The sequence below is a fragment of the Gordonia paraffinivorans NBRC 108238 genome (genome assembly GCF_000344155.1).
Lineage (GTDB): Bacteria > Actinomycetota > Actinomycetes > Mycobacteriales > Mycobacteriaceae > Gordonia > Gordonia paraffinivorans.
On sequence record NZ_BAOQ01000003.1, the window covers coordinates 1 to 12,640 of the forward strand.

Annotated in this window: 7 protein-coding genes and 1 riboswitch; of the genes, 4 read left to right on the forward strand and 3 right to left on the reverse strand. The window is 66.1% G+C overall.

The window, feature by feature from the left end; all coding sequences use genetic code 11:
* Positions 1-125: 125 nt before the first annotated feature.
* On the reverse strand, positions 126-1,598 hold the full coding sequence (locus GP2_RS01865) for a short-chain fatty acyl-CoA regulator family protein (RefSeq protein WP_006898757.1): 1,473 nt from the start codon (positions 1,596-1,598) through the stop codon (positions 126-128).
* A gap of 121 nt (positions 1,599-1,719) precedes the next feature.
* Between GP2_RS01865 and prpD the strand changes: the two genes are divergently transcribed.
* From prpD to GP2_RS01885, 4 genes are all read left to right on the forward strand, one after another.
* On the forward strand, positions 1,720-3,222 hold the full coding sequence (gene prpD, locus GP2_RS01870) for a 2-methylcitrate dehydratase PrpD (protein ID WP_006898758.1): 1,503 nt from the start codon (positions 1,720-1,722) through the stop codon (positions 3,220-3,222).
* Positions 3,222-4,148, forward strand: coding sequence for a methylisocitrate lyase (gene prpB, locus GP2_RS01875; protein ID WP_006898759.1), 927 nt, complete (start codon positions 3,222-3,224; stop codon positions 4,146-4,148). Before prpD ends, prpB begins: the two co-directional genes overlap by 1 nt.
* On the forward strand, positions 4,145-5,287 hold the full coding sequence (locus tag GP2_RS01880) for a bifunctional 2-methylcitrate synthase/citrate synthase (RefSeq protein ID WP_006898760.1): 1,143 nt from the start codon (positions 4,145-4,147) through the stop codon (positions 5,285-5,287). The genes prpB and GP2_RS01880 overlap by 4 nt, the downstream gene beginning before the upstream one ends.
* Positions 5,288-5,396: 109 nt before the next feature.
* Entirely contained in the window at positions 5,397-8,786 is a 3,390-nt protein-coding gene (locus tag GP2_RS01885; protein WP_006898761.1) for a pyruvate carboxylase, read from the forward strand.
* A gap of 54 nt (positions 8,787-8,840) precedes the next feature.
* Here GP2_RS01885 and metE read toward each other — a convergent pair whose 3' ends face one another.
* Both metE and GP2_RS01895 read right to left on the reverse strand, forming a co-directional pair.
* The gene (metE, locus tag GP2_RS01890) at positions 8,841-11,147 is read right to left on the reverse strand and encodes a 5-methyltetrahydropteroyltriglutamate--homocysteine S-methyltransferase (protein WP_006898762.1); all 2,307 of its coding nucleotides are present in this window, start codon (positions 11,145-11,147) and stop codon (positions 8,841-8,843) included.
* A 164-nt stretch (positions 11,148-11,311) separates the two neighbouring features.
* A riboswitch (cobalamin riboswitch) is annotated at positions 11,312-11,482 on the reverse strand.
* 152 nt (positions 11,483-11,634) lie between these two features.
* A complete protein-coding gene (locus GP2_RS01895; protein WP_006898764.1) occupies positions 11,635-12,621 on the reverse strand; it encodes an oxygenase MpaB family protein in 987 nt (328 codons plus the stop codon).
* Positions 12,622-12,640: the final 19 nt, after the last annotated feature.

Consider the following 12,640-nt stretch of genomic DNA (forward strand, 5'->3'; position numbering starts at 1 on the left):
GTGCGCCCCGAATCGGCAGCAGGGCCGTAGCCTTCTGTGCGGTGGAGTGCATGGTGTGGTTCGGGCATCTCTGGTGATGAACCGTCGTGGCCCGCGGTCGGATGTCGCACCGCGAGGTTGGGGCCTCAGTGGTGCTCGCGCGGAGTGTCAGGGGCCGGGCGGTACGGTATCGAGTCGCTGATCCGTGAGTCCACGTTCAACGGTCTACCGATCTGGGGGAACGCTCTCTGCGGGCATGCGTCTCGTTCGCACACCTTGCAGCCCGCGCCGATCGGGACCATCGTTCTGGGATCGTGCAGATCGACGCCGGTCGAGTAGACGAGTTTGTGTGCGTGTGTGAGGTCACATCCCAGTCCGACCGCAAAGGTCTTGCGGGTTCCCAGGTACGACGATCGTCCGTCGTCGGTGGTCCGCGCGACCCAGAAGTAGGAACGGCCATCGGGCATCTGAGACACCTGGATGTGGATGCGGCCGGGGGCGGTGAACGCGTCGTGAACCACCCAGAGCGGGCAGCTACCGCCGACTCGTGAGAAGTGAAAAGCGGTTGCGGACTGACGTTTTGAAATATTGCCGGCGCGGTCGGTGCGTACGAAGATGAACGGCACACCCTGGTTTCCCGGTCGTTGAAGCGTCGACAGGCGGTGGCAGACCGTCTCGAACCCCACCTCGAAGTGGAGGCCGAGCATCTCGATGTCGTAGTGCCACTCCTCGGCGGCGTGCAGAAACCGGCTGTAGGGAAGGATTAGTGCGCCGGCGAAGTAGTTCGCGAGACCGATGCGGGCTACTGGTACCGAAGTCTGGCTCAGTCGGTCGGCGCCGGCGATCAGCCGCTCGATCAGAACGTCTTGGGTCATGAGTGCGATCTGCGTCGCCATCTGGAAAGCGCGCTGACCTGAGGTAAGGGTTCGCGCGAGGTAAAGCGTGCGGGTCTCGGTGTCGAAGCGTCGTTTGGGACCGCCCGCGTTACCGGCCCGTGCACCGGGAGGTGCAAGGATCTTGACCCGCACGTCGTACTCCGAGGCGAGGAGATCCGTGAGTTGAACGTCGAGTCCGCCGATCGAGAGTCGATGGCCCTCGAACAGGGACTCGGCCGCATCATCGAGCTCGACGAAGTGATTCTTGTTGTCGTAGAAGAAGTCCCGTACCTCCTCGAACGGCATCGGCGGCAGCGCGGTATTCCCCGGTTCGGTCACATGTGCCCGATAGGTCTCCAACTCCGTTGTCGCGGAGGACAAGCTGCGATGCATCGACACCAGGGCGTGCGCGACATCGGGCATCCGGGCCACCAGCTCGGCGACCTCGGACCGGTGGGAGTCGCCTAGGTCGATATGGGGGGCGAGGGCATCGACGACGTCGGCGACCAGACGTGCGTCGCCATCGGCGGAGAAGTAGTTCGGATCGAGGCCGAACTCCCGGGTCAGTGTCATCAGCACCGGTACCGTGATCGGACGCTGGTCGTTCTCGAGTTGATTGACATAACTGGTCGAGAGATTGATCCGCCGTGCCAGGGCGGCCTGTGACAGGCCGTGGTCGGCGCGCAGACGCCTCAATCGGGCGCCGACGTAGAGGCGTCCGGTGCCGGTAGAAGTTCTGGCCATGTGGTCGATACTACCGTGTCAGTGCGTTTACAGCGTTCGCAAGAGCGCGCAAGAGATTCCGCAAAAATATACATTTGCCAGCTCTTTCGCTGTTCGTGGTCGGCTGCGTACGGTGCGAATCATGATCGAACACAAAGTCCGTGTCCGCCGCAGTGCCGACGACTTCCCTCAGTCCGAACACCTCGCCCAGAAGATCGCCGAGGTCGCCGTCGACCCGGTCGAAGTGCCTGCCGATACCGCCGAGATGATCATCAATCGCATTATCGACAACGCTGCGGTCAGCGCGGCGTCGGCGATGCGGCGTCCCGTCACCACCGCCCGGGCGCAGGCACTCGCGCACCCCGCGTCTCCAGGGGCCACTGTCTTCGGCGTCAGCGGCCGGGTTTCACCGGAGTGGGCGGCCTGGGCGAACGGGGTCGCCGTTCGCGAACTCGACTTCCACGACACCTTCCTCGCTGCCGAGTACTCGCATCCGGGCGACAACATCCCGGCCCTCGTGGCGGTCGCGCAGCACAAGGGCTGTAGCGGAAAGGATCTGATCCGTGGCCTGGCGACGGCCTACGAGATCCAGATCGACCTCGTCCGCGGAATCTCGCTGCACAAGCACAAGATCGACCATGTCGCCCACCTCGGCCCGTCGGTTGCGGCGGGGATCGGTACGATGCTCGGCCTCGACATCGAGACCATCTATCAGGCCGTCGGGCAGGCGCTGCATCTGACCACGGCGACGCGGCAATCGCGGAAGGGCCTGATCTCGAGCTGGAAGGCTTTCGCGCCCGCACACGCCGGCAAGATAGGGATCGAAGCGGTCGACCGCGCGATGCGTGGCGAAGGGGCACCCGCACCGATCTATGAGGGTGAAGATGGTGTCATCGCCTGGCTCCTCGATGGGCCGGATGCCGAGTACACTGTTCCGTTGCCCGGGCCGGGAGAGCCGAAGCGCGCGATCCTCGACAGTTACACGAAAGAACACTCGGCCGAGTATCAGAGTCAGGCGCCGATCGATCTGGCCCGCCGGTTGCGGACACGAATCCCCAACCTCGACGACATCGAATCGATCGTCCTGCACACCTCCAACCACACGCACGTGGTGATCGGAACCGGATCGAACGACCCGCAGAAGTTCGACCCCGGTGCCAGCCGCGAGACCCTGGATCACTCGGTGATGTACATCTTCGCGGTCGCACTGCAGGACGGCACCTGGCACCACGAGGCCTCCTACGCCCCGGAGCGGGCCAACCGTCCCGACACGATCGAACTCTGGCGCAAGATCTCGACCGTCGAGGATCCCGAATGGACCCGGCGCTATCACTCGGAGGACCCCAACGAGAAGGCGTTTGGTGCACGAGCGGTCATCACCATGAAGAACGGTGATGTCATCATCGACGAGCTGGCCGTGGCCGACGCGCACCCGCTGGGCGCGCGGCCGTTCGGCCGCGAACAGTACACGGCCAAGTTCGCCGCTCTTGCCGAGGGGATCGTCGATGCTGACGAGCAGCGCCGGTTCCTCGCCGTGGCTGCGAACCTGGCAAATCTGAGTGGCGACGAACTCGCAGGATTGAACGTGTCGGTACTGCCGAACGTGCTCGACAAGGCTCCGATCCTCCCCGAGGGAATCTTCTGATGAGCGGGAGCCAGGGACTGTTCTCGTCGACTGTCGATGCGCATGCCAAGCGTCGCGCGCTGCGGGCGGGTCTTGCCTCGGGGACGTTGCAGCGCTGGCCCGGTGCCTTCTCTCCGCTGGTCGCAAAGCTGATCGCCGATGTCGGGTTCGAGGGCGTGTATGTCTCCGGCGCGGTGCTCTCCGCCGATCTCGGACTGCCCGACATCGGACTCACCACGCTGTCCGAGGTCGCCAATCGCGGCGGCCAGATCGCGCGGGCGACCGAACTGCCGACGCTCATCGATGCCGACACCGGGTTCGGGGAACCGATGAATGCGGCGCGCACCATCGCGTCGCTCGAGGACGCGGGTCTGGCCGGATGCCATCTCGAGGATCAGGTGAATCCGAAACGGTGCGGCCACCTCGACGGCAAGGCTGTGGTCCCGACCGAGGTGATGCTCCGCCGGATCGGAGCTGCGGTATCGGCCCGCCGGGACACGGACTTCGTGATCTGCGCTCGCACGGACGCACGGGCGCTCGAGGGGATCGACGCCGCGACCGACCGGGCGAAGGCCTACGTCGACGCCGGTGCGGACATGATCTTCACCGAGGCACTGCGTGATCTGTCGGAGTTCGAGGCGTTCCGTAAAGCGGTGGATGTGCCCTTGCTGGCCAATATGACGGAGTTCGGAAAGTCGGAACTGCTGACCGCGGAACAACTGTCCGGCATCGGATACAACGCCGTCATCTACCCGGTCACCACGCTGCGTATCGCGATGGGCGCGGTTGAGGACGGCCTCCGTGAGATCCGCTCGTGCGGAACACAATCGAGACTTCTCGACAAGATGCAGCACCGTAAGCGCCTCTACGAGCTGCTCCGCTACCCCGACTACAACACCTTCGATTCAGCCCTGTTCAACTTCACCATCGAGGAGGTGCGCTCATGAGTGTCACAGAGTCTCCGGCAGCGCCGACGCGCCGGATCATCCACAAGGGGCTCGCCGGCGTCGTCGTGGACACGACCGCGATCTCCAAGGTCGTCCCCGAGACCAACTCGTTGATCTATCGCGGTTACCCGGTTCAGGATCTCGCGGCCCGCTGCTCCTTCGAGGAGGTCGCCTACCTGCTGTGGTACGGCGAGCTCCCGACCTCGCTTCAGCTCGAGGCGTTCGTCCAGAAGGAGCGGGCCTCGCGACGTGTCGGCAGAGGACTGCTGGCGCTGCTGGCGAAGCTGCCGGAGACGTGCCATCCGATGGATGTCGTCCGTACTGCCATCAGCTACCTCGGCGCGGACGATCCGCTCGAGGACCAGACGGACGAGCGTGCCAACCTCGATAAGGCGATCCGATTGTTCGCCGTCCTGCCGACGATCGTCGCCGCCGACATGCGGCGTCGGCGCGGACTGGAGCCGCTCGCGCCGCACAGTCACCTCGGCTATGTGGAGAACTTCTTCACCATGTGTTTCGGTGAGGCGGGGGATCCCGTCCTGCGCAACGCCTTCGAGAAGTCGATGATCCTCTACGCGGAGCACAGCTTCAACGCCTCGACATTCGCGGCGCGCGTGGTCACCTCCACCAGGTCGGACATGTACAGCGCGGTCACCGCTGCCATCGGTGCGCTGAAGGGCTCCCTGCACGGGGGTGCCAACGAGGCCGTCATGTACGACATGATCGAGATCGATCGCTCGGAACGCGCTCGAGAATGGCTACAGGGCAAGCTCGCCCGCAAGGAGAAGGTGATGGGATTCGGTCATCGTGTCTACAAGAACGGTGACTCGCGAGTCCCGACCATGAAAGCGGCGCTCGTGGAGGTCTCGGAGCACCTCGGGGACAGCCGATGGCTCGAGATCTATCACGAACTCGAGGACGAGATGAACGCGCGCACCGGGATCAAACCGAACCTGGATTTCCCCACCGGGCCCGCCTATCACCTGATGGGCTTCGACATCGGTTCGTTCACGCCGATGTTCGTGATGAGCCGGATCACCGGTTGGACGGCACACATCATCGAGCAGGTGTCGGCGAATGCGCTCATCCGGCCCCTGAGTGAGTACTCCGGGCATCCGCAGCGTGCCTTGGGTACGTGAACCGGGAACAGCGCGTAACCACCATGCTTGCCGGGGCCCGGCCGACCCATCCGGTCGCGACCGGGCCCCGGTGGGTGCGATCGACATGACAAGAGGGAAGAGTCACCACGTGTTCGACAAGGTTCTGGTCGCCAATCGTGGCGAGATCGCGGTCCGCGCATTCCGCGCGGCGTATGAACTCGGCGCGCGGACTGTTGCGGTCTATCCATACGAGGACAGGAATTCGCCTCACCGATTGAAGGCCGACGAGGCATACCAGATCGGTGTGCCCGGACATCCGGTCCGAGCGTACCTATCGGTGGACGAGATCATCGGTGCGGCAATCCGATCGGGCGCGGGCGCGGTGTATCCGGGGTATGGGTTCCTCTCCGAAAACCCCCGTCTCGCCGCAGCCTGCGTCGAGGCCGGCATCACGTTCGTGGGGCCCGATCCCGAAGTCCTCAGACTGGCCGGGAACAAGGCGCGGGCGGTGGCGGCGGCGCGTGAAGCCGGACTGCCGGTCCTCGCGTCCACGGTGCCGTCGTCCGATGTGGACGAGTTGGTGTCTGCCGCGAAGGACATCCGTTTCCCGGTGTTCGTGAAGGCCGTCGCCGGCGGAGGCGGACGTGGCATGCGCCGCGTCAAGTGCCTGGGGGATCTACCTGAGGCGATCGCCGTGGCATCGCGAGAGGCCGAGGCGGCGTTCGGGGATCCGACGGTGTTCCTCGAACAAGCGGTGGTCGACGCCCGCCACATCGAGGTGCAGATTCTGGCCGATCATCAGGGCAATGTTATCCACCTCTTCGAGCGTGATTGCAGCCTGCAACGACGACACCAGAAGGTCGTCGAGGTCGCGCCGGCGCCCGGGCTCAGTCCTGGACTGCGCGACCGCATCTGCGCGGATGCGGTCAGGTTCGCCGCGCACATCGGTTACTCGTGCGCGGGAACGGTGGAGTTCCTGCTCGATCGAGACGGCAATCACGTGTTCATCGAGATGAACCCGCGAATCCAGGTGGAACATACCGTCACCGAGGAAATCACCGACGTCGACCTCGTCCAGTCCCAGCTACGCATCGCCGCCGGTGAGAGTCTCGCGGACCTCGGTCTGGCACAGGAATCCATCGCGATCCGCGGTGCTGCCCTGCAGTGCCGCATCACCACCGAGGACCCGGCCAACGGGTTCCGTCCGGGCACCGGCCGGATCACCGCATACCGAACGCCCGGGGGAGCCGGCGTGCGGCTCGACGGGAGCGCGGTACTCGGTGCCGAGGTGGCGGCGCACTTCGATTCGATGCTGGTGAAACTGACCTGCCGCGGCCGCGACCTCGCCACTGCGGCAGCGCGTGCGCGTCGCGCGGTGGCCGAGTTCCGGATTCGCGGAGTGGCCACGAACATCCCGTTCCTCCAAGCGGTTCTCGACGACCCCGATTTCCGGGCCGGCCGCGTCACGACGTCGTTCATCGAGGAGCGCCCCAGCCTGTTGACGGCTCGAACGTCGGCGGACCGGGCCACCCGGCTCCTCGAATATCTCGCGGATGTCACCGTGAACAAACCTCACGGAGACCATCCCTCGACGGTGTATCCGCGCGACAAGCTCCCCACGGTGGACCAGGGATTGCTCGCGACACCGCGTCCGGGCTCGCGGCAACGTCTCCTCGAACTCGGGCCCGAGGGCTTCGCGGCGGACCTGCGGGCGCGGAAGCAGCTGGGTGTCACCGACACGACCTTCCGTGACGCGCACCAGTCGTTGCTGGCGACCAGGGTCCGTACGAGCGAGCTGATCGCGGTGGCGCCGTATGTCGCGGCGCTGACGCCGGAACTGCTCTCGGTGGAGTGCTGGGGCGGTGCGACCTACGACGTGGCGCTGCGGTTCCTCAAGGAGGATCCGTGGGAACGCTTGGCGCAGATGCGTGAGGCAATGCCGAATATCTGCCTGCAGATGCTGCTGCGCGGCGCCAACACCGTCGGCTACACCCCTTATCCGACCCAGGTCACGACCGCTTTCGTCCAGGAAGCGACCTCGACCGGCATCGATATCTTCCGGATCTTCGACGCGCTCAACAACGTCGAGGCGATGCGACCGGCCATCGACGCCGTGCGCGAGACCGGGACCGCGGTGGCCGAGGTGGCGTTGAGCTACACGGGTGATCTCACTGATCCGGGCGAAGACCTGTACACCCTCGACTACTACCTCAAGTTGGCCGAGCAGATCGTCTCCGCCGGGGCCCATATCCTGGCGATCAAGGACATGGCAGGACTGCTACGGCCTCCCGCGGCTAGGCGTCTGGTGGGTGCGTTGCGTGCCGAGTTCGATCTGCCCATCCATGTCCACACCCACGACACGCCCGGTGGCCAACTGGCCACCTATCTCGCGGCCTGGGAAGCCGGCGCGGACGCGGTCGACGGTGCGTCCGCCGCATTGGCGGGCACCACGAGTCAGCCGGCATTGTCGGCGATCGTCGCCGCGACGGCCAACACCGAGCGGGACACCGGTCTGGATCTCTCGGCGGTCTGTGACCTGGAGCCCTACTGGGAAGCTCTCCGACAGGTGTACGCACCGTTCGAGTCTGGTATTCCTGCTCCGACGGGGCGTGTCTACACACACGAGATCCCCGGAGGGCAACTGTCGAACCTGCGGCAGCAGGCGATGGCGCTCGGCTTGGGCGACCGGTTCGAGGCCGTGGAGAGGGCATACGCGGATGCAGACCAGATGCTCGGGGGACTCATCAAGGTCACCCCGTCGTCGAAGGTCGTCGGCGATCTCGCGCTGGCCCTGGTGGGGCGGGGTGTCAGCGCCGCTGAGTTCACTCGGAATCCAGCGGCCTACGACATCCCCGACTCGGTGATCGGTTTCCTGCGAGGGGAACTCGGCGATCCCGCGGGCGGCTGGCCGGAACCGTTGCGTACCAAAGCGCTTGCCGGACGCGAGGTGGGGGTGAGGAGCCTCGGGCTCGAACCGGAGGATGAGCGGCGGCTCCAGAACCCGGGCGCGGAGCGGCGGGCAACGCTGAATCGTCTGCTCTTCCCGGGGCCGACGAGCGAGTTCGAGGAGCATCGCCGGAGATACGGCGACACCTTCCGGTTGTCGGCGAACCAGTTCTTTTACGGCGTGCGTCACGGCGAGGAACACCGGGTCGAGCTCGAACCCGGGGTCGAGCTGATCATCGCGCTCGAGGCGATCGGCGAACCGGACGAGCGGGGGATGCGCACGGTCATGTGCGTCCTCAACGGGCAGTTGCGGCCGGTGCGGGTTCGGGACCGCTCGGTCGGCGTCGAGGTCGCGACGGCGGAAAAGGCCGACCCGAACGACTCCGGACACATCGCCGCTCCATTCGCGGGTGTCGTGAGTGTCGCCGTGTCGGTGGGTGACGAGGTGCCGCCGGGCGGCCGGGTCGCGGGCATCGAGGCGATGAAGATGGAGTCGACGATCACCGCACCGCGCGGCGGCACCGTGGTCAGGGTTGCCGTCGGCGGTGACTCCCAGGTCGAGGCGGGCGACCTGATCGTTGAAGTTCGTTGAGTGGCAACGAGACCGGCCATCGTCGTCTGAAAGACGACGATGGCCGGTCTCATGTCATCGCAGGGTGGACTGCACTTCCGGCCGCAGCTGGGTGGTCGCGGCAACCAGGTTGGTCAACGACGCGACGACCTCACCGGTGGTCCTTGTTTTCAGGCCGCAATCGGGATTGACCCACAACCGCGCGGGGCCGACCGTTTCCAGCGCTGCCCGCAGGGATTCGGCGATCTCCTGCGTGTCAGGCACTCGGGGCGAATGGATGTCGTAGACACCGGGTCCCACCGCGTTGCGGAACCCGGCCTCATCGAGGACGCCGAGAACCTCCATGTGGGATCGCGCCGCCTCGATCGAGGTGACATCGGCATCGAGCTCCGCGATGGCCCCGATGACCTCACCGAACTCGGAGTAGCAGAGATGGGTGTGCACCTGGGTGTCGTCACGGACGCCGCAGGTCGCGAGCCGAAACGCCCGCACGGCCCACGCGAGGTATTCGGGCTTGTCGGCGTCGCGGAGGGGTAGTAGCTCGCGCAGCGCGGGTTCGTCGACCTGGATGATCCCGACACCGGCGTTCTCGAGGTCGATCGTCTCGTCGCGTATCGCGAGGGCGATCTGGAAGGCCGACTCCGACAGCGGCTGGTCGTCGCGGACGAACGACCAGGCGAGGATGGTGACCGGGCCGGTCAGCATCCCCTTCACCGGCTTGTCGGTGAGGCTCTGCGCATACGTGGTCCAGTCCACCGTCATCGGCTGGGGGCGCGAGACGTCCCCGAACAGGATCGGCGGCCGGACACACCGGGTTCCGTACGACTGCACCCAGCCGTTCGCAGTCGCAAAGAACCCGTCGAGCTGCTCGGCGAAGTACTGCACCATGTCGTTGCGTTCGGGCTCACCATGCACCAGGACGTCGAGACCGATCGACTCCTGCAGCTCGATGACATCGGCGATCTCCGACCGCATCCGAGACCGGTACTCCTCTGCATCGATCTCACCCGCGCGCAGCGAGGCCCGTGCCAGACGGATCGCCGACGTCTGCGGGTAGGACCCGATCGTGGTGGTGGGAAGGACAGGAAGATCCAGTCGTTCCCGTTGTGCAGCAGCACGTTCGGGAGCAGGGGCACGGGTGGCGTCCTGGACGGTGATGGCAGCGAGGCGCCCCCGGACAGCTGGGTTGTGCAGCCTCGGATCTGTCGCGCGACTCGCGAGTGCAGTCTTGCACTCGGTGAACGCGACGGCGTGCGCCGCGCGTCCGTCGCGTAGGGCACCTGCGAGCACGCTCACCTCTCGGAACTTCTCCGACGCAAAAGCGAGCCAGCCGCGCAGTCCGGCGTCGAGATCGTCCTCGGCAGCCAGCGTGTACGGGACGTGCAGGGTCGAGCACGACGTGGACACCGCGATCGACCCGGCGGAACCGAGGAGGGTGCCCAGCGTGCCGAGCGCCTTGTCCAGATCTGTGCGCCAGACGTTGCGGCCGTCCACGACTCCGGCGACGAGGAGTTTGTCCGCCAGACCAGGTGTGCCGGAGACGGTCTCGAGGCTTCCCTCGATGAGATCGACGGCTATGCCCTCGATCGGCGTCCGTGACAGGCTGGTGAGCCTGCATCCCGGGTCGCCGAAGTAGGTGGCCACGACGATCGACGGCCGGTGGGTCTCGGCCCCCAACGAGGTGTAGACCCTCTCCGCCATCGACCCGAGATCTGCGGCGGAATCGGTGACAAGGATCGGTTCATCGATCTGCACCCACCCCACCCCGGCGTCGGCGAGCTCAGCGAGTAGCTCGCGGTAGCAGGGGACCAGCTCATCGAGGCGACCGAGCGGCGTGCCCGCTCCGTCGACCGGTTTGGACAGCGCGAGGAAAGTGACCGGACCGACGACGACCGGCCGCGCCGGCACTCCCGCCTCGAGAGCCTCGGCGACCTCGGCGAGGATCTTGTCCGCCTGCAGCCGAAATGCGGTGGAGGGTCCGATCTCGGGCACCAGATAGTGATAGTTGGTGTCGAACCACTTGGTCATCTCCAGCGGCGCGATGTCGGCGGTGCCGCGCGCCGCCGCGAAGTAGCGGTCGAGCGGATCGTCGGCACCGGCGAAGCGATCGGGGAGTGCGTCGAGCATCACCGCCGTGTCGAGGACCTGGTCATAATAGGAAAAGGTGTTCACCGGGACCGAGTCGTGGCCCGCGTCGACGAGCTCTCGCCACTGGGCCCGTCGGAGTTCGGCGGCGGTCTCCTCGAGTTCGGCACGGCTCGTTCGGCCGGCCCAGTAGCCTTCGACGGCTCGCTTCAGTTCGCGCCTCGGTCCGATACGCGCGGTCCCGAGAACGGTTGTGGTGAATGGTGCCGCTGACGCGCGGCCGGTGGTGTCGGACATGGTCGTCGACTTCTCCTACGGACGAAACGGATGGACCGCCGCCCATTTCGGGGAGAGTCGAAGAAGCCCCGGGTGCGTCGTACGCGCACGAACCAACGCCAGTTCGACCTGCGCCCAATCCTCGAGGCGGCGAGCCACCGGACGCGGCGCGCCCGGTACACATGGCAGGTCTTCGGGCTCGCCGTCGTTGCTCGACAAGAGCATTCCTACTGACCGTCGCTTCCCAAGCCCTGCGGGCTCAGTGCTGTTGACGGTGGTCGTTACGGCATACCGCTGCGGGGACAGCTCCGGATTCGCACCGGATTCCCTCTCGTCCGCCGGACTGGCCGGCGGACTCGACGCCGTGCGGGGAGTAGGGGCTCCATTTCTCTCGGCACGGCGGACCACATGCGGACTCAACATTAGACAGAGGGCCGCACGGAAAGCCAGTCGTCAATCGGCTGCGGGCTCCGCGGATGCAACTCTTCGAGTCGTCGGGGAGATCCGGCTACCGTCCTGCCGACGCCGGGCACTCCGGCGCGAACGAGTCCAGCTGGATCGATCGGTACGTCTGTGCCAGACGTTCGCGGCGGTACTCGTGATAGGCCATGGGGGTCAGCACGATTCGACGCGGAAGTCGGCGCCACGCGGTCTGCAGCAGACGCTGGTAGAGCCGGAACTCCCAGCGTTCACGACGGCCGAGTCGCACCGGGGTCGCCGCGCGGACGCCGGGATGCATGATGCTGAACGAGCACACCTTGACCACGTGGCCGGCGACCGGGCGGATGACGAGCCAGACGGGGGTCAGGGCGGCCCGGACCACGGGCGGGAGGCCGATCGTCGGCAGCGGCAGTCGGGTCAGCGCCTCGGTGACCTCGTCGAGGAACGGATTCGGCTGCACGCGTTCGGCGACGACGTCGTCGTACCAGCGCTGCGCATCGGCCAGCGTGGGCGGGAGTCCGTAGGACCTGCCGGGCAACTGCAGCACGCCGAACCGCTCGAGCATGAGCGCGTAGGCGAGTTCCTCCTCGTCCGGGGTGAGTGCGATGCCCGTGCACGGGGTGAAGCTGTGGAGGTAACCCATCATGGCGCTCATCGCGATCCAGTTCCACAACGTCGGATCCAGGGCGCTGTAGCGCGTCTGGGCGAAGTCGCCCACTCCGGCGCCGCGGACCTCCCGATGCAGGAACTTGAGCCGGTCGGCGAAGGAGTTCCGCGTGCGCTCGTCACCCCACAGCACCAGCTGTTCGGCGCCGAAGCTGCGGAGTCCGCGATCGACGAAGTTGTCGGCGAAGCGGCCCGTGCGGTCGACCGCGGCGGCCACGGGCTCCAGCGCGACCTGGTCGAAGAACGACGCGCCGAAGAATCCGAAGAGCACGCTGCCCAGGTGCCACCGGAACTGCTCCACGGCCGGCGGCAGGTCGGTGAGATCGACTGAGGCGGCCGACGTCCGCGTCTGGGTGTCGACGGGCTTCGGCTGGTCGGTGATGGTCATCGTTCCCCCGGGTAAAATG